The organism is Caulobacter sp. D5 (assembly GCF_003185805.1).
Classification (GTDB): Bacteria; Pseudomonadota; Alphaproteobacteria; order Caulobacterales; family Caulobacteraceae; genus Caulobacter.
The window spans coordinates 1-2,996 of the sequence record NZ_QHJY01000222.1 but is presented as its reverse complement, the minus strand read 5'-3'; the positions used below and the strand labels follow the sequence as shown (position 1 = coordinate 2,996).

The 2,996-nt window shown below is 71.1% G+C and carries 3 protein-coding genes; all 3 read right to left on the bottom strand.

Annotation, left to right across the window (positions count from 1 at the left end; genetic code table 11):
* Positions 1–118: 118 nt before the first annotated feature.
* The gene (hutG, locus tag DMC18_RS15245) at positions 119–949 is read right to left on the bottom strand and encodes an N-formylglutamate deformylase (RefSeq protein ID WP_110117973.1); all 831 of its coding nucleotides are present in this window, start codon (positions 947–949) and stop codon (positions 119–121) included.
* Positions 949–2,496, bottom strand: coding sequence for a histidine ammonia-lyase (gene hutH / locus DMC18_RS15240; RefSeq protein ID WP_370443974.1), 1,548 nt, complete (start codon positions 2,494–2,496; stop codon positions 949–951). The genes hutG and hutH overlap by 1 nt, the downstream gene beginning before the upstream one ends.
* The coding region (locus DMC18_RS15235; protein WP_146218090.1) for an amidohydrolase family protein at positions 2,478–2,996 on the bottom strand (519 nt) is incomplete at its 5' end. The genes hutH and DMC18_RS15235, both read right to left, overlap by 19 nt.

Here is a 2,996-nt window from a genome sequence, read left to right as displayed (position 1 = left end):
CCTCCCCCGTGCAACGGGGGAGGGGGACCACGAAGTGGTGGAGGGGGCGAGACTGGGCTCGGCGCGTGCGGTCGCCCCCTCCGTCACGACGCCGATGGCGTCGCGCCACCTCCCCGTTTCACGGGGGAGGAGCGGGTGAAGCGAACGCCACGCAGGCCTTCAGCACGTCGGTCAGGACGCTGCGCATCGGCGCGGCCTTGGGCGGTCGGTAGGGCGAGGGCCAGGACTGCGGGGTGATGCGGGGCGAGGGATCGTCCATGTAGCCGCGGCAGGCCAGCTCCATCTGCACGGCGTGGATGCCGCGCTCGGGCTTGCCGTAGTGGCGGGTGATCCAGCCGCCCTTGAAGCGGCCGTTGATCACCATCGGCAGGCCCGAGGTCTCGCAGGCCGCTTCCACCGCCGCCGCCAGGGCCGGGTCGCAGCTCTGGCCGGAATTCGTGCCGATGTTGAACACCGGCAGTTCGCCGGGGAACAGGCGCGGCGCCCGTGAGCGGATCGAGTGGGCGTCGTACAGGACGACCTTGCCATGCAGGGCCAGCAGCCGGTCGATCTCGGCCCGCAGCGCCGCGTGATAGGGGATGAACCAGCGCTCGCGGCGGGCGGCGATCTCGGCCTCGTCCGGCTCCTGGCCGTCGGCGTAGAGCCGCTCGCCGTCGAAGGTGTCGGTGGGGCAAAGCGCGGTGGTGGCCATGCCGGGATAGAGCGAGGCGCCCGACGGGTCGCGATTGACGTCGATCACCGTGCGCGACACCGCCGTCCGCACCGTCGTGGCGCCCAGGTCGTCGGCGAAGTTGTAGAGCCGCTCGATCCACCAGTCGGCGTCCTTGCGGGCCAGCCACGGCGAGGTCAGGCGTTTTTCGATGTCCTCGGGGATGAAGGATCCCGAGTGCGGGATGCTGACGATCAGGGGCGCATCGCCCCGCCAGACTTCCAGCCAGTCGCTGCTCATCAGGTCGCTCCGGGCAAGGGAACGCCGGCCGCCGCGACGATGACCGCGCCGGTCCGCACCAGGATGTTGGCCGCTTCCATGTCGGGATGGAAGTGGCGGTCGTCCGACAGGTGCGGCACCTTCTCGCGGACCGACTTCCGCACCGCCTCGAGGGCGGCGCTGGAGGTCAGCGGCGCGTGGAAGTCGCAGCCCTGCGCGGCGGCCAGAAGTTCAATGCCGATCACCGCCGTTGCGTTCTCGACCATCGACAGCAGGCGGCGCGCCCCGTGGGCGGCCATGGACACGTGGTCTTCCTGGTTGGCCGAGGTCGGGATGGAGTCGACGCTGGCCGGATAGGCCTTCTGCTTGTTCTCCGAGACCAGGGCCGCGGCCGTGACCTGCGGGATCATGAAGCCCGAGTTGAGGCCGGGCTTCGGCGTCAGGAAGGCCGGCAGGCCCGACAGCGCCGGGTCCACCAGCATGGCGATGCGGCGCTCGGCGATCGAGCCGATCTCGCAGACCGCCAGGGCGATCATGTCGGCGGCGAAGGCCACGGGCTCGGCGTGGAAATTGCCGCCCGACAGCGCCTCGTCGGCCTCGGGGAAGATCAGCGGGTTGTCGGAGACGCCATTGGCCTCGGTGGAAAGGGTGGTCGCCGCCTGGCGCAGCACGTCCAGGGCCGCGCCCATCACCTGCGGCTGGCAGCGCAGGCAGTAGGGGTCCTGCACGCGCTCGTCCTCCTTCAGGTGCGAGGCGCGGATGTCGGAAGACGCCATCAGGCTGCGCAGGGCGGCGGCGGTCTCGATCTGGCCGGCGTGGCGGCGCAGGGCGTGGATGCGCGGATCGAAGGGCGTGTCCGAGCCCTTGGCGGCTTCGGTCGACAGGGCGCCGGTGACCAGGGCCGACTGGAACAGCACCTCGGCCTCGAACAGCCCGGCCAGGGCGTTGGCGGTCGAGAACTGGGTGCCGTTCAGCAAAGCCAGGCCCTCCTTGGGACCCAGCTCGACGGGGGCGAGGCCGGCGCGGGCCAGGGCCTCGGCGGCTGGTTTGCGCATGCCGCCGACGTCGATCTCGCCGACCCCGATCATGGTCGCGGCCATGTGCGACAGCGGCGCGAGATCCCCCGAGGCGCCGACCGAGCCCTGGCTCGGCACCACCGGCGTCAGGCCAAGCTCAAGCATCGCTTCCAGCAGCTTGACGGTCTCGACCCGCACGCCCGAGGCGCCTTGCGCCAGGCTCGCCAGCTTCAGGGCCATCATCAGGCGGATCACCGCCACCGGCGAGGGCTCGCCCGTGCCGGCGGCGTGGGACAGCACGATGTTGCGTTGCAGGGTCGCCAGGTCCTCGTCGCCGATGCGCACGCTGGCCAGTTTCCCAAAGCCCGTATTGATGCCGTAGACCGGCTCGCCCTTGGCCAGGATGCGGGTCACCGCCGCGGCGCTGGCCTCGATCACCGGCCAGGCATGGTCCGCCAGGCGGGCCGAGGCGCCGCGATAGACGGACTTCCACTGGGCGAGGCTGACCTCGCCGGGATGCAGGACTTCAGTATTCACGAAACGGCGCTCCAGACGCGCGCATGGAGCGGGTTGAAGCCCATGCGGTAGACAAGTTCGGCGGGACGCTCGACGTCCCAGATGGAAAGGTCGCAGGCCTTGCCGGCTTCCAGGGTTCCCCGGTCGGCCAGCACGCCCAGGGCCCGGGCGGCCTCGCGCGTGACGCCGGCCAGGCACTCGTCCACCGTCAGGCGGAACAGGGTGGCGGCCATGTTCATGGTCAGCAGCAGGCTGGTCAGCGGCGAGGTGCCGGGGTTGCAGTCGGTCGCGAGCGCCAAGGGCACGGCGGCCGAGCGCAGGGCGTCGATCGGCGGCAGCTTTGTCTCGCGTACGAAGTAGTAGGCGCCGGGCAGCAGCACGGCTGTCGTGCCGGCACTGGCCATGGCGGCGATCCCGGCCTCGTCGAGATGTTCCAGGTGATCGGCCGACAGGGCGCCGAACTCGGCGGCCAGGGCCGCGCCGTGCAGGTTCGACAACTGCTCGGCGTGCAGCTTCACGGGCAGGCCGTGGGCGCG